The 26,120-nt window shown below is 68.5% G+C and carries 25 protein-coding genes; 15 read left to right on the forward strand and 10 right to left on the reverse strand.

Annotated elements, in window-relative coordinates:
- Positions 1-41: 41 nt before the first annotated feature.
- Together VQ067_RS08365 and VQ067_RS08370 are read right to left on the reverse strand one after the other, a co-directional pair.
- Positions 42-626 carry a hypothetical protein gene (locus tag VQ067_RS08365; protein ID WP_023087121.1) on the reverse strand — a complete coding sequence of 195 codons (585 nt, stop codon included), beginning with the start codon at positions 624-626 and terminating at the stop codon, positions 42-44.
- 35 nt (positions 627-661) lie between these two features.
- Positions 662-928 carry a YebG family protein gene (locus tag VQ067_RS08370; RefSeq protein WP_003091854.1) on the reverse strand — a complete coding sequence of 89 codons (267 nt, stop codon included), beginning with the start codon at positions 926-928 and terminating at the stop codon, positions 662-664.
- A 209-nt stretch (positions 929-1,137) separates the two neighbouring features.
- Between VQ067_RS08370 and VQ067_RS08375 the strand changes: the two genes are divergently transcribed.
- The 9 genes from VQ067_RS08375 (at position 1,138) to VQ067_RS08415 (ending at position 11,659) form a co-directional block, all read left to right on the forward strand.
- The gene (locus VQ067_RS08375) at positions 1,138-1,407 is read left to right on the forward strand and encodes a DUF2790 domain-containing protein (protein ID WP_033990758.1); all 270 of its coding nucleotides are present in this window, start codon (positions 1,138-1,140) and stop codon (positions 1,405-1,407) included.
- A gap of 119 nt (positions 1,408-1,526) precedes the next feature.
- Positions 1,527-1,745 (forward strand): hypothetical protein, encoded by a 219-nt coding sequence (locus tag VQ067_RS08380; RefSeq protein WP_003112066.1) that lies wholly within the window; start codon positions 1,527-1,529, stop codon positions 1,743-1,745.
- A 76-nt stretch (positions 1,746-1,821) separates the two neighbouring features.
- Positions 1,822-2,337, forward strand: coding sequence for an RNA polymerase sigma factor (locus tag VQ067_RS08385; RefSeq protein ID WP_003107536.1), 516 nt, complete (start codon positions 1,822-1,824; stop codon positions 2,335-2,337).
- 64 nt (positions 2,338-2,401) lie between these two features.
- Positions 2,402-3,388, forward strand: a complete 987-nt coding sequence (locus VQ067_RS08390; protein WP_033990756.1) for a FecR family protein — start codon at positions 2,402-2,404, stop codon at positions 3,386-3,388.
- A gap of 210 nt (positions 3,389-3,598) precedes the next feature.
- On the forward strand, positions 3,599-6,274 hold the full coding sequence (gene hasR, locus VQ067_RS08395) for a heme uptake receptor HasR (protein WP_009313657.1): 2,676 nt from the start codon (positions 3,599-3,601) through the stop codon (positions 6,272-6,274).
- 85 nt (positions 6,275-6,359) lie between these two features.
- Positions 6,360-6,977, forward strand: a complete 618-nt coding sequence (hasA, locus tag VQ067_RS08400; protein ID WP_003091842.1) for a heme acquisition protein HasA — start codon at positions 6,360-6,362, stop codon at positions 6,975-6,977.
- A 217-nt stretch (positions 6,978-7,194) separates the two neighbouring features.
- On the forward strand, positions 7,195-8,985 hold the full coding sequence (locus VQ067_RS08405) for a type I secretion system permease/ATPase (RefSeq protein ID WP_009877543.1): 1,791 nt from the start codon (positions 7,195-7,197) through the stop codon (positions 8,983-8,985).
- On the forward strand, positions 8,982-10,307 hold the full coding sequence (locus tag VQ067_RS08410; RefSeq protein ID WP_017149244.1) for an HlyD family type I secretion periplasmic adaptor subunit: 1,326 nt from the start codon (positions 8,982-8,984) through the stop codon (positions 10,305-10,307). Before VQ067_RS08405 ends, VQ067_RS08410 begins: the two co-directional genes overlap by 4 nt.
- Positions 10,304-11,659 (forward strand): TolC family outer membrane protein, encoded by a 1,356-nt coding sequence (locus tag VQ067_RS08415; protein ID WP_003113107.1) that lies wholly within the window; start codon positions 10,304-10,306, stop codon positions 11,657-11,659. The genes VQ067_RS08410 and VQ067_RS08415 overlap by 4 nt, the downstream gene beginning before the upstream one ends.
- Here VQ067_RS08415 and VQ067_RS08420 read toward each other — a convergent pair.
- Positions 11,652-11,939, reverse strand: a complete 288-nt coding sequence (locus VQ067_RS08420) for a DUF3509 domain-containing protein (protein WP_003091839.1) — start codon at positions 11,937-11,939, stop codon at positions 11,652-11,654. The genes VQ067_RS08415 and VQ067_RS08420 overlap by 8 nt on opposite strands.
- Positions 11,940-12,113: 174 nt before the next feature.
- Between VQ067_RS08420 and VQ067_RS08425 the strand changes: the two genes are divergently transcribed.
- The 5 genes from VQ067_RS08425 to VQ067_RS08445 all read left to right on the forward strand — a co-directional run bounded on the left by VQ067_RS08425 (position 12,114) and on the right by VQ067_RS08445 (position 16,372).
- Complete coding sequence (locus tag VQ067_RS08425) at positions 12,114-12,599, forward strand: phosphate-starvation-inducible protein PsiE (protein WP_003091838.1); 486 nt, start codon at positions 12,114-12,116, stop codon at positions 12,597-12,599.
- A 100-nt stretch (positions 12,600-12,699) separates the two neighbouring features.
- Positions 12,700-13,671, forward strand: a complete 972-nt coding sequence (locus tag VQ067_RS08430; protein ID WP_003091837.1) for an HlyD family secretion protein — start codon at positions 12,700-12,702, stop codon at positions 13,669-13,671.
- Between the two features lie 3 nt (positions 13,672-13,674).
- Positions 13,675-14,847 carry an ABC transporter permease gene (locus tag VQ067_RS08435; RefSeq protein WP_003098671.1) on the forward strand — a complete coding sequence of 391 codons (1,173 nt, stop codon included), beginning with the start codon at positions 13,675-13,677 and terminating at the stop codon, positions 14,845-14,847.
- Positions 14,844-15,977 (forward strand): ABC transporter permease, encoded by a 1,134-nt coding sequence (locus VQ067_RS08440; RefSeq protein WP_003098675.1) that lies wholly within the window; start codon positions 14,844-14,846, stop codon positions 15,975-15,977. Before VQ067_RS08435 ends, VQ067_RS08440 begins: the two co-directional genes overlap by 4 nt.
- A 53-nt stretch (positions 15,978-16,030) precedes the next feature.
- Positions 16,031-16,372 (forward strand): YceK/YidQ family lipoprotein, encoded by a 342-nt coding sequence (locus tag VQ067_RS08445; RefSeq protein ID WP_003098676.1) that lies wholly within the window; start codon positions 16,031-16,033, stop codon positions 16,370-16,372.
- 1 nt (position 16,373) lies between these two features.
- Here the strand turns inward: VQ067_RS08445 and VQ067_RS08450 are convergent, their stop codons facing one another.
- Positions 16,374-17,300 carry a LysR family transcriptional regulator gene (locus VQ067_RS08450; RefSeq protein WP_003091833.1) on the reverse strand — a complete coding sequence of 309 codons (927 nt, stop codon included), beginning with the start codon at positions 17,298-17,300 and terminating at the stop codon, positions 16,374-16,376.
- A gap of 273 nt (positions 17,301-17,573) precedes the next feature.
- Between VQ067_RS08450 and fpr the strand changes: the two genes are divergently transcribed.
- A complete protein-coding gene (gene fpr, locus VQ067_RS08455; RefSeq protein WP_003091832.1) occupies positions 17,574-18,350 on the forward strand; it encodes a ferredoxin-NADP reductase in 777 nt (258 codons plus the stop codon).
- A gap of 82 nt (positions 18,351-18,432) precedes the next feature.
- Here the strand turns inward: fpr and VQ067_RS08460 are convergent, their stop codons facing one another.
- From VQ067_RS08460 to nosR, 6 genes are read right to left on the reverse strand one after another with little or no spacing between them, the layout of a single operon-like run.
- Entirely contained in the window at positions 18,433-18,969 is a 537-nt protein-coding gene (locus VQ067_RS08460) for a nitrous oxide reductase accessory protein NosL (protein ID WP_003091829.1), read from the reverse strand.
- Positions 18,970-18,985: 16 nt separating this feature from the next.
- Positions 18,986-19,813, reverse strand: coding sequence for an ABC transporter permease (locus VQ067_RS08465; protein WP_031689162.1), 828 nt, complete (start codon positions 19,811-19,813; stop codon positions 18,986-18,988).
- The gene (locus tag VQ067_RS08470; protein WP_003098683.1) at positions 19,804-20,718 is read right to left on the reverse strand and encodes an ABC transporter ATP-binding protein; all 915 of its coding nucleotides are present in this window, start codon (positions 20,716-20,718) and stop codon (positions 19,804-19,806) included. The genes VQ067_RS08465 and VQ067_RS08470 overlap by 10 nt, the downstream gene beginning before the upstream one ends.
- The gene (locus VQ067_RS08475) at positions 20,715-22,001 is read right to left on the reverse strand and encodes a nitrous oxide reductase family maturation protein NosD (RefSeq protein ID WP_033990752.1); all 1,287 of its coding nucleotides are present in this window, start codon (positions 21,999-22,001) and stop codon (positions 20,715-20,717) included. The genes VQ067_RS08470 and VQ067_RS08475 overlap by 4 nt, the downstream gene beginning before the upstream one ends.
- Positions 21,998-23,908 (reverse strand): TAT-dependent nitrous-oxide reductase, encoded by a 1,911-nt coding sequence (gene nosZ, locus VQ067_RS08480; protein WP_003138228.1) that lies wholly within the window; start codon positions 23,906-23,908, stop codon positions 21,998-22,000. The genes VQ067_RS08475 and nosZ overlap by 4 nt, the downstream gene beginning before the upstream one ends.
- 42 nt (positions 23,909-23,950) lie before the next feature.
- Positions 23,951-26,098 carry a transcriptional regulator NosR gene (nosR, locus tag VQ067_RS08485; protein WP_034019767.1) on the reverse strand — a complete coding sequence of 716 codons (2,148 nt, stop codon included), beginning with the start codon at positions 26,096-26,098 and terminating at the stop codon, positions 23,951-23,953.
- Positions 26,099-26,120: the final 22 nt, after the last annotated feature.

Genomic DNA, 26,120 nt, shown 5'->3' on the forward strand with positions numbered 1-26,120 from the left:
GCCTTCCTGGTCGATGGGGGTCGGACAAGCGCCGCGCGGACTCAGCGGCGTCGCAGGCTGGCGAGCAACTGCTCGATGAAGGCGTCGCTGCCGGAGCTGTCGAGGTAGTGCACCTGGGGACCGTCGAGCAGGTAGAGCGCGTGGTAGGGCTTGCCGGCCTGGCTGCCGCGCAGGCGATAGACCTCGGTGCCGGCCACGCGGTAGCGGCTGGCGCTGGCGCGCCGGTCGCACAAGCCGAGGGCCTGGCGCTGCGCCTGGAGACGCTCGCGCTCGGCGTCGGGCAGGCCGTCCAGCGGCAGGGCTCCGAAGAGCAGGCGAACCTGTCGCGGAAGGTCGAGCCGTTCGCCCTCGTCCGCGCCCATCTCGTTGCCTTCGAGCAGGCGATGGGCGAGGTAATGACCCTCGGCGTAGCGGGCGATCAGCAGGTCGCCGCTGTGCAGCAGGGTGGCGGGGGCCCGTTGCAGGTCGAGTTGCAGTCTGCCGGTGCCGCCCAGGGCCAGGACCTGCGCGGCGCCGGCAGAGGCTGCCGGTGTCTCGGCGTCCGTGGCCCGGAATGGGCAGGCGAGGGCAGGGGCGCCGGCGAGGCCGAGGAGGACGCACAGCAGGCCGGCAAGTTGTCGCGGCATGTTTCGGCTCCTTGCGCTTTGCTTGCAGCGGCGGCTCATTCGTCCGCGGCGTTTTCCTCGAACAGTTCGTTGAGGGCGTCCGGCTGGTTCTTGAAGGCGCGGGCGAAGGCGTCGCGGTTCTTCGCCATGAAGATGCCGAGTTCTTCCACCTGTTCCTCCTTCAGCGACGGCACCGCCTTCTGCAGCACCTCGGCCAGCGTTTCCGCCAGCTCCAGCATCTTGTCGTAACGATCGGCTTCAGCCTTGTCCATGAACAAACGCTCCTGATCCCGGCTGCTGCGGTACACCACTTCGACGGCCATTCATCACCTCTGTGCCTTCTGAGTCGCAAGGTTGCTTTGACTGGTTATCCATACAGTATATGGCGTCTTGCCGTCCGTGGATAGCGCCAGGATTGCTGGCGCATTGCCGGGGCGGTCGTCGTCTGACAGAAATGTCACGCCGGGCTCATGAGCCTGACAGTCTCCGCAGCGTAGTTTCAGGCTGAACGTTCTACCAAGGAGACATCCTCATGAGAGTGATCCCGTTGGCACTTGTCGCGCTGCTCGGCCTGGCACCGCTGGCCCAGGCGCAGCAGCAGCCCTACGGACCCAACCCGGACTCGAAATCGCTCCGCCAGCATTACGTGGAAGGGCGCCTGGACATCGCCCGGGTGATCTACAAGACCGACCTGTGGAGCTCCTGTGGGATCGTCCCGGCGCGCCTGGTCTACGAGGACTCGCAGGGCGAGCGGCATACCGTCGAGTACAAGGCCTGGGGCAGCGGTTGCAGCGGCAATTGAGCGAACCCGGCGCGGCACGGGCCGCGCCGGGTTTTCCTCGGCTCCCGCGCTTCTGCTAAGGTTGCGCGCCTGCCGCCCGTTGCGCGGCGCATACCTTCCGCCCCGCAAGGATGCCCGGCATGCAAGACCTCGGTTTCGCCCTCCTGCTCATCGGCTACGTCTGGTCCGTGGCCAGCGGCGGCCGCCGTTCGATCCCCTGCGCATTGCTCTGCCTGCTGCTGTTTCCGCTGGCGCAACTGGCCTTCGCCATCAACGACGCGCCGATGCGCCCGCCGCTGGCGCTGGCGGCCTTTGGCGCGGGCCTGGCCTACCTCGGCGGCGGCTCGGTGTTCGGCTGAGCCCGGCATCTCACAAGAATACGATTGAAAATCATTATCATAAAAAATATGCTGCTGCCCTTCTGAAAGGACGTGGGTGGATGCGCCGTTGGCGGAGCAGGATCTCAAGGCACTGTTTCTCAGGCATGCCCGGCAGTTGCAGTCGTATCTGTTGCGCAAGACCCGCGATCCGCACCTGGCGGCGGACCTGGCGCAGGAAAGCTTCCTGCGCCTGGCCGAGCAGCGGCACAAGGAGCCGATCGAGCATGTCGACGCCTATCTCTACCGCACCGCGCACAACCTCACCATCGACCATTACCGGCAGGAACGGCGGCGCCGCACCGAGACCCGCCCCAACGACGACCTCGCCGGGTTCGTCGCCGACCAGCCCGGCCCCGAGGAGTCCGCGGTGGATGCCGATGCGCTTGCCCGCCTGCGCGAGATAGTCGCCGAACTGCCGCCGCGCACCCGTGAGATCTTCCGTCTCAACCGTCTGGAGGGGCTGACCCATGCCGAGGTGGCGAGACGCCTGGAAATCTCCGATAGCTCGGTGCAGAAGCACCTGGCCCGCGCCCTGGCCCATGTGATGCAGGCACTCGAGGATTCCCGCTGAATGGATTACCGAGTCTTGCCGGTTCGCGCGTCTGAACCTCTATAACGACCAACGAGAGCCGCACGTGAACAGCCCCCAGGAACAACAGCAGATCCGCCAGCAGGCCGCCGAATGGGCGATCCGCCTGGACGGCGGCGACCTCGACCGGTCCCGGCGCGAAGCGCTGGACGGCTGGCTGGCGGCCGACCCCCGGCACCCGGCCGCGCTGGCGCTGGCGCAACGGACCTGGAAACAGCTGGGATCGTTGGCCGAACCGCGGACGATGGTTCAGACGCCGGTCGCCAACGCGCCGCGCCGCGCCGGGGGGCGGCGCAAGGGCTGGCGCGGCTGGGCCGCGGCGGCGGCGGTGCTGCTGGCCCTGGGCAGCGCCTGGAACGAACGCGACGCCGGCGTGAGCTGGCTGGCCGACCACGCCACCGGCAAGGGCGAGGTGCGCATCCTGCGGCTGGTGGATGGCAGCGAGGTCGAGCTGGACGCACAGAGCGCCATCGATGTCGCCTACGACAGCCGCGAGCGACGGGTGCGCCTGCTCGAAGGCAGCGCGATCTTCCGCGCCGCCCCCCGCGCGGGCCGGGAGACCCGGCCCTTCGTGGTGGAAAGCGCCGGCGGCAGCACTCGCGCGCTGGGCACTCGGTTCCTGGTCAGCCGCAACGACGACGGCAGCGTCCAGGTCGGGGTGCTCGAACACCGCGTCGCGGTGGCCCTGGCGCATCCGCGCACGGGGACCGTCGGGCGCCGCGAGCTGGGCGAGGGCGAGAGCCTGCGCTACAGCGCGGAGGGCGGCGTCGAGGCGCCGCTGGGCGGTCGCCTCGACGACCTGACCAGTTGGCGGCGCGGCCTGCTGGTCTTCGACGAGCAGCCGCTGGGCGAGGTGGTGGCGCGCCTCAATCGCTACCGGCCGGGGCATTTGCTGGTGGCTCCCGGTGCGTTGGCGCAGCGGCGGGTCAGCGGGGTATTCCGGGTCGCCGACCTGGAAGCCTCGTTACAGTCGATCAGCGATGAGCTGGGGGTGCGCAGCCTGAGCCTGGCGGGAGTGACGCTGCTGTACTGAGCGGCGTGATCGCTTCCGAGAGCCTCGACCACGGGCCGGGCAGTCGTCCCGTGCGCTTGTTCCGGCAGGGGCCGGGAAGCGCATTTTCGAGCCGTGGATCCCGCCGGCGAAAAATTTTCTCGATTTCCGTTACTGACTTTCCCTGCCTCCATCGTTCTCTTAACGAGACTGATTCTTATTACACAAAAACGATGGAGTGTAGGCGCTGTCATGAAACATCGTGGATGGAGTGCCGTGCGAGGCGGTCGCAAGGGGGCGCAACTGGCCCTGGGGCTGGGCCTGGTCCTGCTGGGAACGGCCGCGCTACCGCTGCATGCGCAAGACGGGGCGGACTCGGCGAGCCAGCAGCAGACCGCGTTGCGCCGGGTCCGGCTGGACATCCCGGCACAACCGCTGAACCGCGCCCTGCTGCGATTCGCCGAGCAGGCCGGGGTCCAGGTGTTCTTCGACAGCCAGCGTTTCGCCGGTCTCGGCAGCGCAGCGGTGCACGGCGAATATGTGCTGGCCGACGGCCTGAGCCAGATGCTCCAGGGCAGCCCGGTGGAATACCGCTTCTCCGGCAAGGACCAATTGAGCCTGATCCGCGTCAGCCAGGACGACCTGGTGCAGATGTCGCCCTCGGTGATCTCCGCCGCGCGTCCGGACGACTGGGTCTACCAGACGCCGCATTCGGTCAGCGTGATCGGCCGCGAGCAGATCGAGCGCAACCCGCCGCGGCATGCCGCCGACATGCTCGAGGAAACCCCCGGGGTGTACTCCTCGGTGAGCCAGCAGGATCCCGGCCTGTCGGTGAACATCCGTGGCATCCAGGACTACGGGCGGGTCAACATGTCGGTCGACGGCATGCGCCAGAACTACCAGCAGAGCGGCCACCAGCAGCGCAACGGGACGCTCTACGTCGATCCCGAGCTGCTCAGCGAGGTGGTCATCGACAAGGGCGCCAGCTCGGCCATGGGCGGCGCCGGGGTGATCGGCGGGATCGCCAACTTCCGCACCCTGGAGGCCCGCGACCTGGTCAAGCCGGGCAAGCAGGTCGGTGGCCGGGTGCGCCTCACCAGCGGCCTGGGCGGCGACGCCAACGGCACCCACTTCATCGGCAGCGCGGCCTTCGCCATCGGCACCGAGGCCTGGGACATGCTGGTCGCCGCCAGCGAGCGCCACCTGGGCGACTACGACCCGGGGACCAAGGGCAGCATCGGCGAGCTGCGCACCGGCGCCTGGTTCAATCCCGAGGCCGGGCAGCGGGTCAAGCATTCGCCGGTGGCCTACTCCGGCTACGTGATGCGCTCGCGACTGGCCAAGCTTGGCGTCGCTCTGCCGCAGGACCAGCGCCTGCAGTTCAGCTACCTGACCACCCAGGTGTCCTACGACGACGCCAACATGCTCAACACCGAGAACCAGGCGCTCTGGGAAAAGCTCGGCAGCAGCGACGTGCGTGCGCAGAACTTCGCCATCGACTACGGCTACGCGCCGGACAACCCGCTGGTGGACTTCAAGGCCAAGCTCTACTACGTCGACAACCGCAACCGCCAGCAGACCTTGCAACGCGGTATCACCCCCGGCTACTCGATCACCTACCAGACCGACACCTACGGCGCGCAGGCGCAGAACACCTCGACCTTCGCTCTCGACGATCTCTCCACGCTGCGCGCCAACTATGGCCTGGAGTTCTTCTACGACAAGGTGCGGCCGGACTCCAGCCAGCCGCGGGCGAGCACCTCGGCGGTCGGCTTCCCTGCGGCCGAAGGCATGACCCCCAAGGGCGACCGCGCCCTCGGTAGCCTGTTCGCCCGTCTCGACTACGACTACGACGACTGGCTCAACCTCAACGCCGGGCTGCGTTACGACCGCTACCGCCTGCGCGGCGACACCGGCTTCAACGCGCGCACCTTCATCCTTGGCACCACCCGGCAGACCGACATGCCGCTGCAATACGCCGTCGACCGCGAGGAGGGGCGCTTCTCGCCGACCTTCGGCCTGTCGGTCAAGCCCGGTGTCGACTGGTTGCAGCTGTTCGCCACCTACGGCAAGGGCTGGCGCCCGCCGGCAGTGACCGAGAGCCTGATCACCGGCCGCCCCCACGGCGGCGGCGCGGAAAACATGTACCCCAACCCGTTCCTCAGTCCGGAGCGCTCGAAGGCCTGGGAAGTCGGCTTCAACGTGCTGAAGGAGAACCTCTGGTTCAGCGACGACCGCCTGGGCCTGAAGGTCGCCTACTTCGACACCCGGGTCGACGACTTCATCTTCATGGGCATGGGCATGCAGCCGCCGGGCTACGGCATGGCCGGGATCGGCAACAGCGCCTACGTCAACAACCTCGACAGCACGCGCTTCCGTGGCGTCGAGTACCAGCTCGACTACGATGCCGGGCTGGCCTACGGGCAGCTCTCCTACACGCACATGATCGGCAGCAACGACTTCTGTTCGAAGACCGCCTGGCTCGGCGGCGTCACCCAGACGGTGAAGGGCAGCGGTCGCCGCCCGCCGGTGATCGACATGCGGCCGGACGAGCAGGCTAACGCCGCCACCCATTGCAGCGCGGTGCTCGGCTCCGCCGAACACATGCCGATGGACCGCGGCTCGCTGACCCTGGGCATGCGCTTCTTCGACCGCAGGCTGGACGTCGGCGCCCGTGCCCGCTACAGCGAAGGCTACTCGGTGGCTGGCGGCGCCACGGTGTCGCAGGCCGGCGTGTACCCGGCGGACTGGAAGGAATACACCGTCTACGACCTGTACGGCAGCTACCGGGTGAGCGACGAACTGACCCTGCGCCTGGCCATGGAGAACGTCACCGACCGCGCCTACCTGGTGCCGCTGGGCGACGTGCTGGCCTTCACCCTCGGCCGCGGGCGGACCCTGCAAGGCACCCTCGAATACCAGTTCTGACCCCCGTTTTGCCCAGTGAAGGGCAAAACCGGAGCGGGCATCCGTGCGCTCCGGCATTCACCACTCGTTGAATTGGAGTTTTGGCATGAGCATTTCGATTTCCTACAGCACCACCTACAGCGGCTGGACCGTAGCGGATTACCTGGCGGACTGGTCGGCCTACTTCGGCGACGTCAACCATCGTCCGGGCCAGGTGGTGGACGGCAGCAATACCGGCGGCTTCAACCCCGGTCCGTTCGACGGCAGCCAGTACGCGCTGAAGAGCACCGCCAGCGACGCGGCCTTCATCGCCGGCGGCGACCTCCACTACACCCTGTTCAGCAACCCCAGCCACACCCTGTGGGGCAAGCTGGACAGCATCGCCCTCGGCGACACCCTGACCGGCGGCGCCTCCAGCGGTGGCTACGCCCTGGACAGCCAGGAGGTGAGCTTCAGCAACCTGGGCCTGGATTCGCCGATCGCCCAGGGCCGCGACGGCACCGTGCACAAGGTGGTCTACGGCCTGATGAGCGGTGACAGCAGCGCCCTGCAGGGGCAGATCGACGCGCTGCTGAAAGCGGTCGACCCGAGCCTGTCGATCAACTCCACCTTCGACCAGTTGGCCGCGGCCGGCGTCGCCCATGCCACCCCGGCTGCGGCAGCGGCGGAAATCGGCGTGGTCGGCGTGCAGGAACTGCCGCACGACCTGGCCCTGGCGGCCTGAGCAACTGTCCACGATAGCGTTCGTGGACTGCTTGCGCTAAAGGCCGGAGAGGAGTTGGCGCTCCTCTCCGGCGCACGAACCGCCGTCGTTGCGCCTCGCACCCGTGGCGACGGCGGCCCCCGGATTGTTCCTCCGCCGGCCGTGCCCGGCAAGCGGAGACTGCCGCAATGTCCTCCGGGCCCGCTCGCGGCCCGGACACCCACAGGACCCGACTCCGATGAAGCTCCGGCCGGCCTCGCCGCGCAATGAAATCCTCGCCACCCTCGGCCGCTTCCGCCCGGCGCTGCGCAGCGTCGCGCTGTTCACCGCGGTGATCAACCTGCTGATGCTGGCGCCGTCGCTGTACATGCTGCAGGTCTACGACCGGGTGCTCGGCTCCGGCAACCACATGACCCTGCTGATGCTGACCCTCATGGTGCTCGGCCTCTACCTGCTGCTCGGCGCCCTGGAGTGGGTGCGCAGCCTGGTGGTGATCCGCCTCGGCGGCCAGCTCGACATGCAACTCAACCAGCGCATCTACGACGCCTCGTTCCGCGCCAGCCTGGAGCGCGGCGAGCAGGCCGCCGGGCAGGCGCTGAACGACCTGACCAGCCTGCGCCAGTTCCTCACCGGCAACGCCCTGTTCGCCTTCTTCGACGCGCCCTGGTTCCCGCTCTACCTGCTGGTGATCTTCCTCTTCAGTCCCTGGCTCGGCCTGCTCGCCCTGGTTGGGGCGCTGCTGCTGGTGCTGCTCGCCTGGGTCAACGAAAGCCGCTCGCGCGAACCGCTGGCCGAGGCCGGGCAACTGTCGATCCTCGCCACCCAGCAGGCCTCGGCCAACCTGCGCCAGGCGGAAACCCTGGCGGCAATGGGCATGTTGCCGGCCATGCGCGCGCGCTGGTTCGCCCAGCACCAGGCCTTCCTTGCCCGGCAGAACCTCGGCAGCGAGCGCAGCGCGGCGATCGGCGCGACCTCCAAGGGCGTGCGCCTGGCCTTGCAGTCGCTGGTGCTCGGCCTCGGCGCCTGGCTGGCGGTGGAAGGCCTGATCACCCCGGGGATGATGATCGCCGGCTCGATCCTGATGGGCCGCGTGCTCAGCCCCATCGACCAGTTGATCGCGGTCTGGCGCCAGTGGAGCGGCGCGCGGCAGGCCTACCAGCGACTGGCGCGGCTACTCGAGGAGAATCCGCCGGCTGCCCTGGGCATGCCGCTGCCGGCGCCGCGCGGCGCGTTGCGCGTCGAGCGGCTCTGCGCGGCCGCGCCGGGACGCGAGCAGGCATTGTTGCAGGACCTCGGTTTCGCCCTGGAGCCTGGCGAAGCGCTCGGCGTGATCGGGCCGTCCGGTTCCGGCAAGTCGACCCTGGCGCGCTTGCTGGTGGGCGCCTGGCAGCCGCTGTCTGGCGCGGTGCGCCTGGACGGCGCCGACCTGCGGCAGTGGAGTGCGGCGGCACTGGGGCCGCACATCGGCTACCTGGCCCAGGACGTGCAACTGTTCGCCGGCAGCATCGCCGAGAACATCGCGCGCTTCGCCGAGGTGGATGCCGAGAAGGTGGTGGCGGCAGCGCGCCTGGCCGGCGTACACGACCTGGTGCTGCGCCTGCCGCAGGGCTACGACACGCGCCTTGGCGACGGCGGCGCTGGACTCTCCGGCGGCCAGCGCCAGCGCATCGGCCTGGCCCGCGCGCTGTACGGGCGACCGGCGCTGATCGTGCTCGACGAACCCAATGCCAGCCTCGACGAGGCGGGTGAGGCGGCCCTGGCCGAGGCCATCGCGGCGATGCGCCGGCACGGCAGCAGCCTGGTGCTGGTCACCCACAAGCCGGCGGTGCTGGCGCTGACCGACAAGCTGTTGTTGCTGCATGGCGGACGCCTGCAGCGTTTCGGCGCGACCGCCGAGGTGCTTGCCAGCGCCTCGCCGCCGGCCGCTGCGGCCCCGGCGCCGACACGGCCGACGCCGGCGTTCGGTTTCGGCTACCGGCCGGGACCGGGGATGCCGGTCGGCGGTGTGCCGGGAGGAGCGGCGCGATGAGCGGGCAGGCGCGGTTGCGCGAAGTCGGCGGCGCGGCGCTGGAACTGGACGAGAAGCGTTTTTCCCGGCTCGGCTGGGGGTTGGTGCTGCTCGGCTTCGTCGGCTTTCTCCTGTGGGCCGGGTTGGCCCCGCTGGACAAGGGTGTCGGGGTCTCCGGCACGGTGATGGTGGCCGGTAGCCGCAAGGCCGTGCAGCACCCTACCGGTGGCCTGGTCAGGCACATCCGCGTGCACGAAGGCGAGCGGGTGGAGGCAGGACAGGTGCTGCTGGAGATGGACGCTACCCAGGCCCGGGCCCAGGCCGATGGCCTGTTCGCCCAGTACCTGGCGGCGCTGGCGAGTCTGGCGCGGCTGAGCGCCGAGCGCGATGAAAAGGCGCGGATCGAGTTTCCCGCCGAGCTGCTGGCGCTGGACGACCCGCGCCTGCCGACCCTGCTGGAACAGCAGCGGCAGTTGCACGACAGCCGTCGGCGGGCGCTGCGCCTGGAACTCGATGGTCTCGCCGAGACGGTCGCCGGCAGCCAGGCGCAACTGGACGGCCTGCAAGCCGCGCTGCGCAGCAAGGAGCAGCAGCGCGCCGCCCTCGAGGAACAGTTGCGCGGCCTGCGCCAACTGGCCAGCGAGGGCTACGTGCCGCGCAACCGCCTGCTCGACAGCGAGCGCCTGCTGGCCCAGGTCAACGGCGAGATCGCCGGCGACCTCGGCAGCCTCGGCAGTACCCGCCGGCAGATCCTCGAACTGCGCCTGCGCATGGCCCAGCGGCGGGAGAAGTTCCAGGAAGAGGTGCGCGCCAGCCTGGCCGACGCCCAGGTGCGCGCCGAGGAGTTGCGCAATCGCCTGGCCAGCGCGCGCTTCGACCTGGCCAACAGCGAGGTACGGGCGCCGGTCGCCGGCCTGGTGGTCGGCCAGGAAGTGTTCACCGAGGGCGGCGTGATCGCGCCCGGCCAGCAACTGATGGAAATCCTCCCGGAGCGCCAGCCGCTGCTGGTGGACGCTCGGCTGCCGGTGGAGATGGTCGACAAGGTCCGCGTCGGCCTGCCGGTGGAGCTGATGTTCAGCGCCTTCAACCAGAGCACTACGCCGCGGGTGGAGGGCGAAGTGACCCTGGTCTCGGCCGACCGCCTGCTGGACGAGCGCAGCGAGGCGCCGTACTACCGGGTGCGCATCCGCGTAGGCGAGGAGGGCGTACGTCGCCTGGCCGGCCTGGAGATCCGCCCGGGGATGCCGGTGGAGGCCTTCGTTCGCAGCGGCGAGCGCTCGCTGTTGAACTACCTGTTCAAGCCGCTGGCCGACCGTACCCACCTGGCGCTGGGGGAAGAATGAATCGCCTGCGAGCCTGCCTGCTGTCCTCCGCGCTGCTTTCGGCCTCCTCGGCCCAGGCGCTGGGCCTGCTGGACGCCTACCAACTGGCGGTGCGCCACGACCCGACCTTCCAGGCGGCGCTCCACGAGCGCCGCGCCGGCAGCGAAAACCGCGCCATCGGCCGTGCCGGCCTGCTGCCGAGCCTGCGCTACGACTACAACAAGGCGCGCAACGACTCCACCGTCAGCCAGGGCGACGCCCGCGTCGAGCGCGACTATCGCAGCTACGCCTCGACCCTCAGCCTGGAGCAGCCGCTGTTCGACTACGAGGCCTACGCGCGCTACCGCCAGGGCGAGGCCCAGGCGCTGTTCGCCGACGAACAGTTCCGCGGGCGCAGCCAGGAACTGGCGGTGCGCCTGTTCGCCGCCTACAGCGAAACCCTGTTCGCCCGCGAGCAGGTGGTCCTGGCCGAAGCCCAGCGGCGCGCCCTGGAAACCCAGCTGGCGTTCAACCAGCGTGCCTTCGAGGAAGGCGAGGGCACCCGCACCGACCTGCTGGAGACCCGCGCCCGGCTGAGCCTGACCCGCGCCGAGGAGATCGCCGCCAGCGATCGCGCGGCGGCGGCGCGGCGTACGCTGGAGGCGATGCTCGGGCAGGCACTGGAGGATCGCGAACTGGCCGCGCCCATCGAGCGCTTCCCGGCGCTGCGCCTGCAACCGGCGACCTTCGAAGGCTGGCGCCAGGTGGCCCTGCAACGCAGCGCCGAGCTGGGCGCCCAGCGCCATGCGCTGGAGGCGGCAGCCTACGAGGTGGAGCGCAATCGTGCCGGCCACTTGCCCAGGCTCAGCCTCTACGCCAGCAGCAGCAAGACGCACTCGGCTTCGGAAAGCACCTACGAGCAGAAATACGACACCGACAGTGTCGGCCTGCGTCTCAGCCTGCCGCTGTTCGAGGGCGGGCGGGTGTCGGCGGCGACCCGCCAGGCCGGCGACAAGTACGCCCAGGCCCAGGCCGAGCTGGATGCCCAGGTGGCCAGTGTGATCAATGACCTGCACAGCCAGTTCGACCTGACCGCCAGCAGCCTGGCCAAGGTGCGTGCCTACGAGATGGCGGTGGCGGCGGCGCGCGAACAGGTGACAGCGACGCGGCGCAGCGTCGCCGGCGGGGAGCGGGTCAATCGCGACGTGCTGGACGCCGAACAGCAGTTCTACGGCGCCCGCCGCGACCTGGCGGAAGCGCGCTACGCCTACCTCAACGCCTGGCTGCGCCTGCGCCAGCTGGCGGGGGTGCTGGAAGACCGCGACCTGGCGGTGCTGGCTGCCTATTTCGGCGCCGGCGAAGGACGCGCGCAGGTCACCGCTGCCATCAGATAGCTATCGGCCAGCGTGCCTTGCCTTGGGTCATCGCCTGCAACAGTTGCGGCGCGCTGGTGCCGTTTTCGATGGCGATGCCGAAGCGGATGCTCTCGATCATCCGCTGCAACTGTTCCAGGTCATGCAGTTGCGCCGGTCGGATCAGGCGCTTGGCGGCGACCCCGCGTTCGTTGGAGAGGGTGAGGACGATGCTGCCGTCCGGCCGCTCCAGGCTGAGGTTGACCCGGTACTCGGCCTGGAAGGCCTCGGTGAGGAGCTGGAAAGGGCTGCTGTCGGTCATGGTGGACCACCTGAATGCTGTCGTGCTGGTTGGGACTGGGTACCGCCCGGAAAGTTCTTTGTCACCGCCGGGCTGTACCCTGCGCCGACGTGCGGACGTCTATCTGCGCACGTGCCTTGGCCTGGGCCTTGCACGCTTCGGGCCAGGTGGCCGTCGTCTTTGTCGGGAGAAGCTATGAAACAGAATTGGGCCGAGCGCCTGCGCGCAAGCATGCACCACCAGGCGGAGAGCCTCGGCAACCTGCTGGTGGAGGCCTTCCACTACCTGGCCCTGTTCGCCATCGGCGCCACGGTGTTCTGGGCGGCGGGCGCGGCTTTCCTGGGGATGGTGAACAAGGGGCATGCGTCGATCGACGACATCCTCCTGCTGTTCATCTACCTCGAGTTGGGCGCGATGGTCGGTATCTACTTCAAGACCAACCACATGCCGGTACGCTTCCTGATCTACGTGGCGATGACCGCGCTGACCCGCCTGATGATCGCCGACATCCAGCACAACCATACGCCGGACGATGGCATCATCCTGGTCTCGGTGGCGTTGCTCCTGCTGGCGCTGGCGATCCTGGTGGTGCGCTTCGCCTCGGCGCGCTTCCCTTCGGCGAAGTCCGACGGCGCCGCCGCGCGGCGGGTGGCGAGCGAGGACGCCGAAGGGGAAGCCTGATTCGTCGCCGCGCCGGAGCCGGTCTCCGGCGCGCTTCCGGCCAGCGCAACGGCCTGGCAATGTACTACCATCGCCCGGTCGTGTTCAGGAAGCCTGCCCCATGAAGGGATGGAAACTCTTTACCCCGCTGCTGATCCTCGCGATCGTCGCCATCACCCTCTACCTGCGCCTGCACAATCCGCCCCTGCTGTTGCAGGGCGAGGCGGACGCCACCAACGTCATCGTTTCCTCCAAGGCCAAGGGCCGGGTCCAGGTGCTGCACGTGCGGCGCGGCGACGAGGTGAAGCAGGGCGACCTGCTGATCAGCCTCGACAGCCCCGAGCTGGAAGCCCAGCTCGATGCCCTGCACGCGGCGCGCAACCAGGCCCAGGCGCAGCTCGACGAGTCGCTCCACGGTACCCGCGAGGAGAGCATCCGCGCGCTCAAGGCCAGCCTGGCACAGGCCGAGGCCGAGTTGCGCAACGCCGAGTCGGATTTCCAGCGCAACCAGCAGATGGTCGAGCGCGGCTTCCTCTCGCGGACCCAGTTCGACCTCTCGCGGCGTGAGCGCGATGTCGCCCGCGACCGCGTCGCCGAGGCGCGGGCCAATCTCGACGAAGGTCTCAAGGGCGACCGCGAGGAGCGCCGCCAGGCGTTGCAGGCCGCGGTGCGCCGGGCCGACGCGCAGATCGCCGAGCTACAGGCGCAGATCGACGACCTGCAGGTGCGCGCGCCGGTCAACGGCGAGGTCGGGCCGATCCCCGCCGAACAGGGCGAACTGATCAACGCCTACAGTCCGCTGCTGACGCTGGTGCGGCTGGACGACAGCTACTTCGTCTTCAACCTGCGCGAGGACATCCTGGCCAAGGTGCGCAAGGGCGACCGCATCGTCATGCAGGTGCCCGGCCTGGGCGGCGCCGAGGTCGAGACCGAGCTGCGCTACATCGCCCCGCTGGGCGATTTCTCGACCAGGCGCGCGACCCGCGCCACCGGCGATTTCGACCTGAAGACCTTCGAGACCCGCTTCTACCCGTTGCAGCCGACACCCGGCCTGCGCCCGGGCATGAGCGCGCTGTGGCGCTGGACGAACTGAGCGATGGCGTGGGCCGCGCTGAAGCGCAACGCCAGCCGTTTCGTCCAGGCGTTCAACACCGAGACGCGGATCGCCTGCCGCAGCTGGACCATCCACTGGCTCGGCTGGTGCTGGCCGCTGCTGCTGTTCGGCGTGATCAGCGGCGTCTACCAGGCCGGTACCCTGCTGGACATGCCGCTGGCGGTGATCGACAAGGACCATAGCCAACTGTCGCGCAAGTTGATCCGCGAACTCGACGCGACCTCCCACGCCCAGGTGATCACCGTTCCCGCCGGCGTCCAGGAGGGGCTCGACGCGATCCGTCGGGCCGATGCCTACGCCTTGCTCTACATCCCGCCGGACTTCGAGGCCGACGTGCTCGGCGGGCGCGCGCCGAAGGCCGAGCTGTACTACAACGCGCTGCTGTATTCGGCCGGCTATGCCGCCACCCAGGACTTCTCGGCGCTGGTCGCCAGCCTCAACGGCGAATTGCGTCCGCGCCTGGCCGCCGGGATGCCGGCGGCGCTGCCGCACCTGGCGAGCATCAGCGTGTCCTACGACAGCCTGTTCAATGCCAGCGGCAACTACATCTATTACCAGCAGTTCGCCGCCATCGTGCACCTGCTACAGCTGTTCGTGATCGTCACCATGGTCCATGTGCTGGCCCGCGAGGCGCCGGAACTGCGCGCCTCCTCGCCGCACATCCTGCGGGCCAAGGCCCTCGGCGTACGCCTGGTGGGCAAACTGGCGCCCTACACGCTGCTGTTCACCGCGCTGCTGATGCTGGAAATCTTCCTGCTGGTGGCGTTCTCCGGCGCGCGCATCAACGGCAGCCCGCTGGCGATGCTGATGATCACGCTGTTCTACGTGATTGCCGCGCAGAGCGTCGGGTTGGTGCTGTTCGTCTTCACCGCCAACCGCTTCACTGCCTATTCGCTGGTGGGCATGCTGATCGGCGTCGCCCAGACCTACTCGGGAGTGCTGATCCCGGAACTGGCGATGCCGACCCTGGCGCGGGTGATCGCCGAGGCCGAGCCGCTGACCCACACCCTGCACGGCCTGTTCGACCAGTTCCTGCGCCAGGCGCCGCCCAGTTCGGCGCTCTACACCTGCGCCAAGCTGGCGCTGTACCCGCTGATCGCCTACATGATCGCCAAGATGCGCCTGCGCAGCCGCCTGGACCTGAGCCCGATATGAAGAACTACCTGCAGATCCTCCGGGAAACCCTGAAGGCCATGCTGTCCAAGCCGATGTGGCTGATGGTCGTGGCCTCGGTGTGCATCACCTCGCTGCCGTACATGAACCACACCGCCCTCGACCTGCCGGTGGCGGTGGTCGACGAGGACCACAGCGACGTGTCGCGCGAGCTGGTCCGGCTGCTCGATTCGGCGCCGAAGGTCGCCGTGGTCGGCTACGACAGCCTGCCGCAGGCCAAGCGCGACCTGGCCTGGCGCGAGCTGTACGCGATCATCGTGATCCCGCTGAACTTCGAGAAGCGCCTGCTGCGCGGCGAGGCGCTGGTGATCCCGTACTTCGGCGATGCCACCAACCGCATGGCCAACGGCCAGATCCAGCAGGACATCTCGGCGGTCTACAGCGCGCTGACCAACCGCTACAACGCTGCCCTGCTGGAACGCGAAGGCTTCACCGCGACCCAGGCGCAGGTGGTGCTGAGCCCGCTGGTAGGGCAATTGACCGACCTGTTCAACCCCGGCATCAGCTTCGCCGCCATCGTCCTTCCGGGGTTGCTGTCGCTGATCCTGCAACACAGCCTGCTGCTCGGCTGCACCCGCGGCAACATCATGCTGCGCGGCGGCACCCCGCGCTACATGCGCCAGCCGCTGTCGACCCGCTTCGGCCGCTACAGCGCGCAACTGCTGATCTGGACCGTGCTGGCGATGCTCTTCTACGTGATCTGGCCGCACCTGCTGGGCTATCGCCAGTCGGCCTCGTTCTTCATGCTGCTGGGGATCGTCCTGCCGTTCCTGATCGCGGTGATCGCCCTCAGCGAGTTCATCGCCGAGCTGCTGCCCACCGAGGAATCGGTGTACCTGACCATGACCTTCATCACCCTGCCGCTGTTCTACATGGCCGGCTACAGCTGGCCGGAACAGGCCATGCCGGACTGGGTACGCTGGCTGGCCGACGCGATCCCCTCGACCTGGGCGATTCGCGCCATCGCCGAGATGAACCAGATGGACCTGCCGCTGCGCGAAGTCAGCGACCATGCCCTGGTGCTGCTGGGCATGGCCGCCACCTATGCGTTGCTGGGTACGCTGCTGTACCAGTACCGCAACTGGCGCTGGGACAACGTCAAGGGTTGGTGAAGCGGCGCAAGGCCGGCCATACTCGGCTGGCGTTCGCACAGGGAGATGAAGGAATGTTTCGCTCGGGGCTTTCTTTGCTGGTGCTTCTGGGGCTCGCCACGCTCGGCGGGTGCGGTTCCGTCAACACGCTGGTGCGCGACGACGCCAGCGCCGCCCACGACCTGCGCCTGAAGGCGACCGCCTGCACCAGCCTGCCGCGGGTGTACAGCGGGGTCAGCTACACCTTCTGCCGGCTCAACGTGAAGACCGGGTCGCCGGTGGCGCCGGCGCAAGCCGACGGCATCCTCGAGGTGCTGGCCCTCGACTTCGCGCTGTCCGGGGTGATCGACACCCTCGCGCTGCCCTATACCTCGTACCGCCAGTACCGCGACGGCAACCTGTCCCTGGCCAACTGAGTCAGGGAATCAGCGGCAGCACGATCTCGTCGCTGCGGCTGATCCCGGCGGTCTCGCTGCGGCACAGGTCGAGGAACTCGCGCATGGTCGCGGTCTGGTACTTCTGCTTGTGCCAGATGAAGTAGAACTGCCGGCGCAGGTCCAGGCCGGGCGTTTCCACCGGCACCAGGCTGCCGCGGCGGAAAGCGTCGCGCAGGGCCAGGCGGGAAATGCAGCCGATGCCCAGGCCGGACTCCACGGCACGCTTGATCGCCTCGGTGTGCTCCAGCTCCAGGCGGATGTTCAGCGGCCGCGGGTGATGACGCATGGCCTGGTCGAAGGTCAGGCGGGTGCCGGAGCCCTGCTCGCGGAGGATCCAGGCCTCCCGCGTCAGCCGTTCCAGGTCGGCGCCGCCCCGCCGCGCCAGCGGATGCTGGGGGGCGCAGAACACCACCAGTTCGTCCTCCATCCAGGGTTGCACCTCGATGTCCGGATGCCGGCAGTCGCCCTCGATCAGGCCCAGGTCCAGCTCGTAGTGGGCGACCTGCTGCACCACCTGGGCGGTGTTGTGCACGTGCAGGCGCACCCGGCAGTCCGGCTGGCGCTGCATGAAGGCGCCGATCAGCAGCGTGGCCAGGTAGTTGCCGATGGTCAGGGTGGCACCGAGGTCGAGGGAGCCGAAGGCGGTCTTGCCGTTGAGCAGGTTCTCGATTTCCTCGCCGCGGTCGAGCAGCGCCACCGCCTGCGGCAGCAGTTGGCGGCCGAGGGCATTGAGGGTCAGGCGCTTGCCGGCGCGGTCGAACAGCTTGCAGTCGAACTGCCGCTCCAGCTCGCCGAGCGAGGTGCTGGTCGCCGACTGCGACAGCGACAGCCCCTCGGCGGCACGGGAGACGCTCTCCTGCTGGGCCACGGCGACGAACACCTCGAGCTGGCGGAGGGTGAATTTCATCCAGGCTTCCTCGTCTAGAGCGAAAGGCCCCGCGACATTTTGCCGTTCCGTCGGCGGGGTTGGCTCGGTTATCCTTGCGCCCCGTCCGCGGGAGCGATGGGAGCCCTCGGCGGCCGGCGGCTGACCGATATCGTGTTATCCCATATCCATATTCTGGATAAGCATTATCCAGACAATTCATTTTGCGGATATTTTGGCAACCGATAAAATGCCGCGCAACTGCGTCACGTCTGCTGCTGTTGGTGTGCGCCCGCGTTTTCCTAGGAGTCTTTGATGAGCAATCTGTACACCGAGCGCGTTCTCAGCGTGCACCACTGGAACGACACCCTGTTCAGCTTCAAGACCACCCGCAACCCGGGTCTGCGCTTCAAGACCGGCCAGTTCGTGATGATCGGCCTGGAAGTCGACGGTCGTCCGCTGATGCGCGCCTACAGCATTGCCAGCCCGAACTACGAAGAGCACCTGGAGTTCTTCAGCATCAAGGTCCCAGACGGCCCGCTGACCTCGCGCCTGCAGCACCTGAAGGAAGGCGACGAGCTGATGGTCAGCCGCAAGCCGACCGGCACCCTGGTGCACGACGACCTGCTGCCCGGCAAGCACCTCTACCTGCTCAGCACCGGCACCGGCATGGCGCCCTTCCTCAGCGTGATCCAGGACCCGGAAACCTACGAGCGCTACGAGAAGGTGATCCTGGTCCACGGCGTGCGCTGGGTCAGCGAACTGGCCTACGCCGACTTCATCACCAAGGTCCTGCCGGAACACGAGTACTTCGGCGACCAGGTGAAAGAGAAGCTGATCTACTACCCGCTGGTGACCCGCGAGCCGTTCCGCAACCAGGGCCGCCAGACCGACCTGATGCGCAGCGGCAAGCTGTTCGAGGACATCGGCCTGCCGCCGATGAATCCGCAGGACGACCGTGCGATGATCTGCGGCAGCCCGAGCATGCTGGAAGAGACCAGCGCCGTGCTCGATAGCTTCGGCCTGAAGATCTCGCCGCGCATGGGCGAGCCGGGCGACTACCTGATCGAGCGCGCCTTCGTCGAGAAGTAGGCCTCCGCCGCGCCTCGTCGCGCCAGGCGAAGAAAGCCCCTGCCGTATCCGCGGCAGGGGCTTTCTGCTTTCCGGCTCCCGCTCAGTGCGCCGGGTGCCGGTGCGGGTGGTCGCCGCCCACGCCTTGCAGTACCGCCTGGTCGATCTCGTCGAAGCGCAGTACCCGGCCGCCTTCCTCGGCCGCCAGGCGCGTCGCGGCCTCTTCGTCGGCGAACGAGGCGAGGGTGGCGCCCATGCCGCCCGGCCGCTGGATGCCGACCACGTAGTAGGCGCGGGTGGCGTCGATCAGGCGGGCATCGTCGGGGTGCCGCCAGTCGGCCTGGCTCATGTCGTGGACATACAGGCGCGCCTGGCCCTGGCGGTTTTCCGGTTGCAGCCACCAGCCGAACAGTTCGGCGGTGGAGCAGAACTTGCGCACCGCGCCGGGAAGCACCGCCTCGCCCTTGGGACCGGGCATTTCCTCGATGAGCATGCCGCAGACGTGGCATTCGTCGCCGCTGGCGATCGGCACCGGGCCGAGTGCCGTGGCGTCGTCCCGCGACGCATCGCAGCCGGCCAGCAGCAGGCCGAGCAGGAGCGTGCCGAGCAGAGGGCGCAGGGGGAGGGTATGACGTTGCATGGCGGAACCTCGTGAGTCAGATGGGGCGGCGGCGGAACAGGCCGTAGGCCAGCGCCAGGGCAGCGCAGGCCCAGAGGGCCAGGGCCAGCCAGAGGGCGCTGGCGGACACCGGCAGGTCGCTGGCCAGGGGAACCACCCCGCCGGCGGCGGCTGCGTCGAAGCCGGACAGGTTGATCAGCCGGTAGAGGTCGGTCGGGTTGAGCAGCAACAGCCAGGGCAGCAGCCGCGGGCTCAGGTGACCCTGGCTGAGGACCAGGATCGCCAGCAGGGCCAGGTCGAACAGCAGGACGAAGAAGAACCACAGGCCGAGCGCCTGCCCGGCGGCGCTGGATTTCTCGCTGGCGCGGCTGCTCAGGGCGTAGGCCAGGGCGAGGAACACGCAGCCGAGCAGCAGCGAGGAACCCATGAAGCGGCCGAAGGCGCCCAGCAGGATGGCCGCCTCGACCTCCGGCACCAGCGCGAGGATCGCCAGCGCCGCGCTGCCGAAGCCGATCAGGGTGGCCAGGGCGAGGATCAGGCCGTGACCGAGGAACTTGCCGAGCAGCAACTGGCCGCGCCCCAGCGGGTAGGTCAGGAGCAGCAGCAGGGTGCCGCCTTCCTCCTCGCCGACGATGGCGTCGTAGGCCAGCAGCAGGGCGATCAGCGGCATCAGGAAGGTGGCCAGGCTGGTCAGGCTGGCGACCGTCGCCGGCACCGAGGTGAAGCCGACCTGGCCGGCCGCGGCGGCGCCGAACCAGGCGATGCCCACCGAGAGCAGGGCGAACAGCAGGCTGATCGCCAGCAGCCAGCGATTGCGCAGGCCGTCGGCCAGTTCCTTGCGGGCGATGGTCCAGACTACGGGCATGGCGTGGCTCCGGCGGGGGCGGGGGACATGTGGTGGCGATAGAGGTCCTCCAGCGACGGCGGCAGGATCTCCAGGTCGAACTCGCGCGCGGCCAGCAGCGCTTCCAGTACGCCGTCGCGCTCGGCATCGTCCAGCAGTACCTCGATGCGCTGGCCGTCCAGTCTCCGCGCCGCCAGGCCGGCCCGGTGCCAGCGTTCGAGCCACTGCGGGTTATGCGGGCTGGCCAGGCGCACGCGGGTCGGCAGAGCCGCCTTGCGGCGCAGTTCGGCGAGGCTGCCGGCCACTTGCAGGCGGCCGCCGGCGAGAATCGCGGCGCGGTCGATATGCGTCTCGACGCCGGGCAGCACATGGGAGCAGAGGACGATCCCGGTGCCCTGGCCGCGCAGGCGGTCGAGCAATTGGTAAAGCTCGACGGTGGCCAGCGGGTCGAGGCCCACCGTCGGTTCGTCGAGCAGCAGCAGGCGCGGTTCGCCGAGCAGCGCCTGGGCCAGGCCGAGGCGCTGGCGCATGCCCTTCGAGTAGGTTTTCAGGCGCCGCCTGGCGGCATGGCCGAGGCCGACCTGTTCCAGCAGGCGCGCGGCTTCGGCCGGCGCCACGCCCTTGAGGCGGGCGAAGTGGCGCAGGGTTTCCGCGCCACTGAGCTGCGGGTAGAAGGTCACGTTCTCCGGCAGGTAGCCGAGCTGGCGGCGCGCCTCCAGGCTTCTTGCATCGTGGCCGAGGACCCGCACGCGGCCTTCGCTGGGGGCCAACAGGCCGAGGACCAGCTTGATGGTGGTGGTCTTGCCGGCGCCGTTGTGGCCGAGCAGGCCGAGCACCTCGCCGGGCTCCAGGCGCAGGTCGAGCCCGCTCAGGGCGGTGAGGGCGCCGTAGCGCAGGGTCGCGCCGTCGATCTCGACCAGGCTCATGGCCTCGGCTCCGCGGCGGGCATCCGCATCAGCGGATGGCTGTCGCGCACGCCGGGCGAGCGCACCACCGGGAAGGCGCGCTGGACCCAGCGCAACAACTCGATGCTCGGGCTGTTCAACAGCAGGCGTACCTGCGGGTACAGCCAGATCAGCCGGTCGACGTTGTCGTTGGGCTCGTAGGCGACGTCGCCGAGACCGTCGTCGTCGCGGTCCCAGCCCAGGTAGTCGCTCCAGTAGTTGCCGCGGCCGTCGGCGGACCACTCCTGCTCGCGGCTGGCGACGTACTTGACCTGCTGGCGGTTGCCTATGAAGGCGTTGCCGGCGATGCGATTGTCCTCCGAGCCGGCGGTGAGGTGGATGCCCAGGGCGCTGTCGGCGAAGCTGTTGCCTTCGATGCGGTTGAACAGCGAGTTGTAGATGAACAGCGCCTTGCCCTCGGCGCCGGAAATCATCGCGTCGCCGGTGCTGCCGCTGCGCACGCCCTCGACGCGGTTGCCGGCCAGGGTCGAGTAGGTGATGTAGTTCATCAGGATGCCGTAATTCTCGTCGTCGATGGAGCGGTTGCCGGTCACGGTCAGCTTGCGGCTCTGCATCAGCGCGTAGCCGGTGCGGGTGCGCCGGGTCAGGTTGTCGGTCACCCGGCTGTTGTGGGTGAACATGTAGTGCACGCCGTAGCGCAGGTCCTCGAAGCGGTTGGCTTCGATGCTGCTGTCGTTGGAGGTGTCGATGTAGACCCCGTCGCGGGTGTGGCTGACCCGGTTGCCGCGGACCAGGGCGTCCTTCACCGCATAGAGGTGGATGCCGTTGCCGCGATCCTGGGAGCGCACGCTTTCGTCGCCCTCGATGCGGTTGTCGAGCACCTGCGCGCCCGCCGTGGCGTCGAGCCAGACGCCGAAGCCCGCGCCGCGCAGGTCGTTGCCGCGGATCACGGCGCCGCTGGCGGCCTTGCCGACGAAGATCGCGGCGTCGAGTTCGGTCAGGTTGCGCCCCCAGTTGCGCAGCCGGCAGCCCTCGATGGTGATCCCGGGGCTGGTCAGGGTCAGCAGGCTGCCGTGGCCGCCGCCGTCCAGTTCGGCGCCGGCCTCGCAGCGCAGGTGCAGCGGTCGGTCGATGACGAAGTTGCCGGCGTAGCGGCCCGCCGCCAGGCTCCAGCGGCCATCGCCGTCGGCCCGCAGCGGCAGGCCGTCGACCGGCTCCGCGCGGGCCGTGGCGAGGCCGAGCAGGAGCAGGGCGAGGAGCGGCCCCGCCCGGCGCCCGGCCAGCGACCGCGCTGAGTGGATCAAGCCTTTTCCACCAGCATCCGCCCGCACATTTCCATGTGCAGGGCGTGGCAGAACCAGCTGCAGTAGTACCAGTGCACCCCGGGCTTATCGGCGACGAAGGTGATCGACGAGGTCTGTTGCGGGCTGATCTCCATGCAGACGCCGTGGTTGACCATGACGAAGCCGTGGGTCACGTCCTCGATCTCGTCGAGGTTGGTGATGGTCACGGTGACTTCGTCGCCCTGCTTCACCTTGAACTCGGTGAGGCCGAAGGAGGGCGCCATCGAGACCATGTAGACGCGGACCTTGTTGCCCTCGCGGATGACCTTGTTGTCCTTCATCAGGTCGATGCCGTCCTTTTCCGCGCGCTTGACCGTCTCGGCGAAGAACGGGTCCTTGCGGTCCCAGATCTTGCGGGTCTTGATCTGGTCGCGGCGGGCGAGGATGCAATCGTGCGGTTCGGCGAAGGTCGGGCCGTCGTGGACCAGCTTCATTTCCTCGCCGGAAATGTCGATCAACTGGTCGTTCTCCGGGTGCAGCGGACCGGTGGGCAGGAAGCGGTCCTTGGAGAACTTGCTGAGCACCACGATCCACTTGCCGTCGGCTTCGCTGGTCTCGCACAGGGTGGCGTGGTTGTGCCCCGGCTGGTACTGCACGTCGAGTTTCTGGCGGATGTAGTCGACCTTCTCGCCCTTGTAGGCGCGCACCGCGTCGGCCAGGTTCCACTTCACCAACTGGCTGTCGATGAACAGCGTGGTATAGGCGTTGCCTCGGCCATCGAAAGTGGTGTGCAGCGGGCCGAGGCCCAGTTCCGGCTCGCCCACCACCACGTCGCGCGGGTCGGCCAGCTTGCCGGCGAACAGGTCGCCGAGGCGCTCGATGGCGATCATGGTGCAGGTCGGCGAGAGCTTGCCGTTGGCGATGAAGTACTTGCCGTCCGGCGAGGTGTTCAGCCCGTGGGGGTTCTTCGGTACCGGGATGTAGCGGGTCACCGGGCTGTCCTTGCCGTCCTTGCGCCGGCCGTCGACCACCGGCACCTTCGAGTCGCCGAGGGTGACGAAGCGCTTCGCCTTGATCTCGGCCTCGATGCGCGGGATGTCGAACACCACCACCCAGTCGCGCTCGTTGCGCATCATGCCGCCGAGGTCGACGGCCTTCTCCGAGTTGTAGCAGGTGGAGGCGGCGAACCTGCCGCTGTAGTCCATGTCGGTGTTGTCGAGGTTGCCGTCGACGATCACCTGCCAGGCCACTTCCATGGTCTCGGCGTCGATGGCGTTGTACAGGGTGAAGGCGTTGTCGCCGGACAGGTCGAAGGTCGAGCCGTCGTTGGGATGGGGGATGATGAACTCGGCGTTGCAGAACACGTAGCGGGTATGCGGCACCTTTTGCAGGCGCAGGCCGTGGATCGCCTGGACGTTGGGAATGGTGACGATGCGGTCGCATTTCATGACGTCCAGGCGGATGCGCGCGACCCGGCTGTTGGCCTTGTCGTTGATGAACAGGTACTTGCCGTCGTACTTGCCGTCGGTCATCGAGATGTGCGGATGGTGGCAGTCGCCGTTGAGGAAGCGCGCGCCGTCGCCGAGGACCCGCTTGCTCTCGTTGGTCAGGCCCCAGCCGGTGGCCGAGTCGACGTTGAACACCGGTATGCGCATCAGCTCGCGCATCGACGGCACGCCGAGCACGCGTACTTCGCCGGAATGTCCGCCGCTCCAGAACCCGTAGTACTCATCCAGTTCGCCGGGGGCGACCTCGGCCTTGCTGCGCTCGCCCTTGCCCGCGGCCCGGGCCTCGCGGCCGACCACCGCGCTGCCCAGGGCGCTGGCGCCAACCAGGGCGGCGGCTCCGGTCAGCGCCGAGGCGCCGAGGAAGCCGCGGCGGTTCAGGCCGTGGGTTTCTTCGTGGGGGCTTTTCGTGTCGTCGCTCATCTTGTGTCGTCCTCAAGGGCAGTCAGGGGAAAGGGAGCCAGGTCAGAGGTTCTCCGCGGGTATCCGCGCGCTGTCCGCCGGCGCGCTTTTCGCGCGCTTCTTGCGCTTGTTCACCAGCGGCGGGCACTTGTCCTGGTCGTGGTAGGTCATCTGGCAGTCGAGGCAGTAGTGGCATTCGTTGGCCTCGATGCGGCCGTCCGGATGGATCGCCTGGATCTCGCATTCGCGGGCACAGAGCTGGCAGGGCCTGCCGCATTCCGCACGGCGCTTGAGCCAGTCGAACAGGCGCGCCTTGGCCGGGATCGCCAGGGCCGCGCCCAGCGGGCAGAGGTAGCGGCAATAGACCTTGCGGGTGAACAGGTTGACCACCAGCAGCGCGACGGCGTAGGCGACGAACCACCACTGGCGGTCGAAGCCGAGGGTGATGGCGGTCTTGAACGGCTCCACCTCCGCGGCCTGCTCGGCCAGCGCCAGGGATTCCAGGGAGAGACCGAAGAGCACCAGCAGGATGATGTACTTGATCGCCCAGAGCCGCTCGTGCCCGGCGAACGGCACCTGGAACTGCGGCACGCGGAGCTTGCGCGCGAGTTCGTTGAGCAGTTCCTGTAGCGCACCGAACGGGCACAGCCAGCCGCAGAACACGCCGCGGCCCCAGAGCAGCAGGCTGGCTGCGGTGAAGGTCCAGAGGATGAACAGCAGCGGGTCGCTGAGGAACAGCTCCCAGCGGAAGCCTTCGAACAGCGCGTGGACGAAGGTCAGCACGTTGACCACCGATAGCTGGCCGAGGCTGTACCAGCCCAGGTAGACCAGGGTGAACGCCAGGTAGCCGGTGCGCAGTCGCTGCATCAGGCGCGGCCGTCGCACCAGGCGGTCCTGGAGGAAGAGGATCGCCAGGAGCAGGACGAGGGCGGTACAGAGGACCCCGATCTGGAAACTCTTCTGGTACCAGACCCGCAGCCACAGCGGCCGGGCAGCCTCTTCCAGGGCGGCCAGTTCCTCGGCCGTTGGCTGCGGCCGCTCCAGGTATTCCTCGGGCGTCTGGCAGGCCAGCTCGAAGCTGGTGAATACCCCCGCCACCGGGCCAGTCTGGCGCCGCACGAGTAACTCCAGGGTCCAGGGCGAGCCCGGATCGAAACGCTGGCTGGCGCGGGCGACGAAGATCGCCATCTCGCGGAACTCCGGCATGCCTTCGGCGTAGACGTCCGACAGGCGCTGGTAGTCGAGGTCGCGGAAGCTGATGATGTCGCCGAACTGGCGCAGTTGGACCCGATCGAAGATGCCACCGCGCACGTAGCCGGAACCCTTGAAGGAATACTCGCCGTCGCCGAGCACGACGAAGGCGTATTCGCCTGGCTTCAGCGACGCCATCAGTTCGCGGTACTGGTTGTCGCCGAGCAGGCTGCGGCCCACCGCGGGAGGGTTGAGCAGGGCGCTGTAGAGATCGATGAACGGCTCGTCGCGGTGCGCCGCGTCGGCTTCGCCGATGCCTTCGGCCTCGCTGCCCTTGAAGGCGTCGTCGATCTGCCCGCGACTCAACTGCAGGCGGCGGATCGCGCCGTTGCCGAGCAATTCGCTCCAGCTCGCCGTCGCTGCCGGTTGCTGGCGCACCTGCGCCGGCTTGGGCCGCACATTGCCGCGGTCCTCGATCAGGCCGAGGGCAACCGCCACCGTATGCGCGGCGCGCATGACGATCTCGTTGACCACCATCACCGTCACCGTGGCGCCGCTCACCGCGTCGACGGTAACCGCCTGCGGGTCGCTGGAGCGGCCGACCACCACCCGCTGGTCGGCGCGTACGCCGTCGTACCTGGCGCTGAAGGCGTGCAGCTTCTCTTCCGGGATGCCGATCAGCAGGATCGGTTCGTGGTGTTCGAGGACGTAGGCGTCGCGGATAACCGCCTGCGGATCGAGGATCACCTGCAGGTTGATCGGCTTGCCGGAGTAGGCCGGGATGTCGGTGACGCTGAGGGTCTGGAAGGCGTAGCCGAGGGTTTCCTCGCCCTTGCTCAGGCGGCGTACGCCGTAGTCGCCTTCGGGGTCGCCGATCCGCTCGACCGCGGGGAATACCTGGGCGATGCGCAGACGCTCCAACTCGCTGAGTTCGGCACCCTGGGCGGCGAGGCCGACCAGCAGGAGCATCCAGGCGAAGACACACCGCCACGATCCGGCGGAAAAACGAAGGGCGCGCATAGGTTCCATCTACTACTGGCTA

The sequence above is a fragment of the Pseudomonas sp. KBN12P06040 genome, assembly GCF_037574965.1.
Classification (GTDB): Bacteria; Pseudomonadota; Gammaproteobacteria; order Pseudomonadales; family Pseudomonadaceae; genus Pseudomonas; species Pseudomonas aeruginosa.

Bases quoted from the DNA above. Each gene is read 5' to 3' on its own strand.
- VQ067_RS08365 (WP_023087121.1), bottom strand. From the start codon at position 626: ATGCCGCGACAACTTGCCGGCCTGCTGTGCGTCCTCCTCGGCCTCGCC.
- VQ067_RS08370 (WP_003091854.1), bottom strand. From the start codon at position 928: ATGGCCGTCGAAGTGGTGTACCGCAGCAGCCGGGATCAGGAGCGTTTG.
- VQ067_RS08375 (WP_033990758.1), top strand. From the start codon at position 1,138: ATGAGAGTGATCCCGTTGGCACTTGTCGCGCTGCTCGGCCTGGCACCG.
- VQ067_RS08380 (WP_003112066.1), top strand. From the start codon at position 1,527: ATGCAAGACCTCGGTTTCGCCCTCCTGCTCATCGGCTACGTCTGGTCC.
- hasR (WP_009313657.1), top strand. From the start codon at position 3,599: ATGAAACATCGTGGATGGAGTGCCGTGCGAGGCGGTCGCAAGGGGGCG.
- hasA (WP_003091842.1), top strand. From the start codon at position 6,360: ATGAGCATTTCGATTTCCTACAGCACCACCTACAGCGGCTGGACCGTA.
- VQ067_RS08405 (WP_009877543.1), top strand. From the start codon at position 7,195: ATGAAGCTCCGGCCGGCCTCGCCGCGCAATGAAATCCTCGCCACCCTC.
- VQ067_RS08410 (WP_017149244.1), top strand. From the start codon at position 8,982: ATGAGCGGGCAGGCGCGGTTGCGCGAAGTCGGCGGCGCGGCGCTGGAA.
- VQ067_RS08415 (WP_003113107.1), top strand. From the start codon at position 10,304: ATGAATCGCCTGCGAGCCTGCCTGCTGTCCTCCGCGCTGCTTTCGGCC.
- VQ067_RS08420 (WP_003091839.1), bottom strand. From the start codon at position 11,939: ATGACCGACAGCAGCCCTTTCCAGCTCCTCACCGAGGCCTTCCAGGCC.
- VQ067_RS08425 (WP_003091838.1), top strand. From the start codon at position 12,114: ATGAAACAGAATTGGGCCGAGCGCCTGCGCGCAAGCATGCACCACCAG.
- VQ067_RS08430 (WP_003091837.1), top strand. From the start codon at position 12,700: ATGAAGGGATGGAAACTCTTTACCCCGCTGCTGATCCTCGCGATCGTC.
- VQ067_RS08435 (WP_003098671.1), top strand. From the start codon at position 13,675: ATGGCGTGGGCCGCGCTGAAGCGCAACGCCAGCCGTTTCGTCCAGGCG.
- VQ067_RS08440 (WP_003098675.1), top strand. From the start codon at position 14,844: ATGAAGAACTACCTGCAGATCCTCCGGGAAACCCTGAAGGCCATGCTG.
- VQ067_RS08445 (WP_003098676.1), top strand. From the start codon at position 16,031: ATGTTTCGCTCGGGGCTTTCTTTGCTGGTGCTTCTGGGGCTCGCCACG.
- VQ067_RS08450 (WP_003091833.1), bottom strand. From the start codon at position 17,300: ATGAAATTCACCCTCCGCCAGCTCGAGGTGTTCGTCGCCGTGGCCCAG.
- fpr (WP_003091832.1), top strand. From the start codon at position 17,574: ATGAGCAATCTGTACACCGAGCGCGTTCTCAGCGTGCACCACTGGAAC.
- VQ067_RS08460 (WP_003091829.1), bottom strand. From the start codon at position 18,969: ATGCAACGTCATACCCTCCCCCTGCGCCCTCTGCTCGGCACGCTCCTG.
- VQ067_RS08465 (WP_031689162.1), bottom strand. From the start codon at position 19,813: ATGCCCGTAGTCTGGACCATCGCCCGCAAGGAACTGGCCGACGGCCTG.
- VQ067_RS08470 (WP_003098683.1), bottom strand. From the start codon at position 20,718: ATGAGCCTGGTCGAGATCGACGGCGCGACCCTGCGCTACGGCGCCCTC.
- nosZ (WP_003138228.1), bottom strand. From the start codon at position 23,908: ATGAGCGACGACACGAAAAGCCCCCACGAAGAAACCCACGGCCTGAAC.
- nosR (WP_034019767.1), bottom strand. From the start codon at position 26,098: ATGCGCGCCCTTCGTTTTTCCGCCGGATCGTGGCGGTGTGTCTTCGCC.